The sequence below is a fragment of the Nonomuraea glycinis genome (assembly GCF_014646515.1).
In the GTDB taxonomy this organism is placed as follows: Bacteria; Actinomycetota; Actinomycetes; order Streptosporangiales; family Streptosporangiaceae; genus Nonomuraea; species Nonomuraea glycinis.
Genome location: NZ_BMNK01000038.1, coordinates 1 through 1,107 on the forward strand (window position 1 = coordinate 1; position 1,107 = coordinate 1,107).

1 protein-coding gene is annotated in these 1,107 nt (G+C 67.0%); it reads left to right on the forward strand.

Features of this window, described 5'->3' with window-relative positions; translation table 11 throughout:
* Positions 1–1,107 (forward strand): IS3 family transposase gene (locus IEY87_RS45290; RefSeq protein ID WP_373294410.1). Its coding sequence is split into 2 segments (ribosomal slippage), with 1,105 coding nucleotides annotated over them: positions 1–212 and positions 215–1,107; the frame shifts between segments, so codons are not numbered across the junction. This gene is flagged as partial in the annotation.

Below are 1,107 nucleotides of genomic sequence, written 5' to 3' on the forward strand. Positions count from 1 at the left end.
CCGTCCGGATGGTGCTGGAGGGCGAACGGACGGTCGCGTCGGTGGCGCGGGAGTTCGGGATCAACGCCAGCACCCTGGGCAGCTGGGTGAACCGGCACCGGATCGTGCACGGTGAGGCAGAGCAGCCGGTCTCCGGGCCGGACCGGGCGCGGGTCCGCGAGCTGGAGCGGGAGAACGCCGAACTGCGCGAGAAGCTGGCGTTCTTGAAAAAAGCAGCCGCCTTCTTCGCGGCCGAGAATCGATGACGCTCGCCAAGTACGAGCTGATCGATGCGGAGAAGGCCCATCACGCGATCGCCCGGATGTGCGCCTGGCTGGAGGTGTCACGGTCGGGCTACTACGAGTGGCGCGAACGGCCGGCCTCGGCCACCGCGCAACGCCGCACACTGCTCACCGCGCTGGTCGCCGAGATCTTCGCCGACTCGCACGAAACCTACGGATATCGGCGGGTGCACGCGGCGCTGCGACGCCGTGGCGAGCATTGCTCGGCCGAATTGGTCCGTGCCCTGATGCGCGAGTTGGGCCTGGTTCCCGCCCAGACGCGCGCGTTCCGGCCGGTCACCACCGTACAGGGCGACTTTCATGGCATCCCCGACCTGGTCGGCCGTGACTTCACCGCCCAGCGGCCAGGCACCAAGCTCGTGGGCGACATCACCTACATCCCCACCTGGGAAGGCTTCCTGTATCTGGCCACTGTGATCGACTGTCACAGCAAGGCGGTCCTGGGCTGGGCAATGGCCGACCACTACCGCACCGATCTGATCAAGGACGCGATCCGGATGGCGGTCGGCACCGGCCTGCTCCAGCCAGGCGCCGTGTTCCACTCCGACCGCGGCTCGAACTACACCTCGGATGAGTTCGGCCGCTTTCTCACCGGTCTGCAGATCCGCCGTTCGGTCGGCCGGACGGGGGTCTGCTACGACAATGCGATGGCCGAGTCGTTCTTCGCCGCGATCAAGAATGAATGGCTGCACCGCTTCGTCTTCGCCACCCGGGCCAAGGCGAAACGGCAGGTCATCCGCTACATCGAGGGCTTCTACAACAGGCGGCGCCTGCACTCGGCGCTCGGCTACCGGCCACCCCTGGAAGTACTCGACGAGTCCCTTTC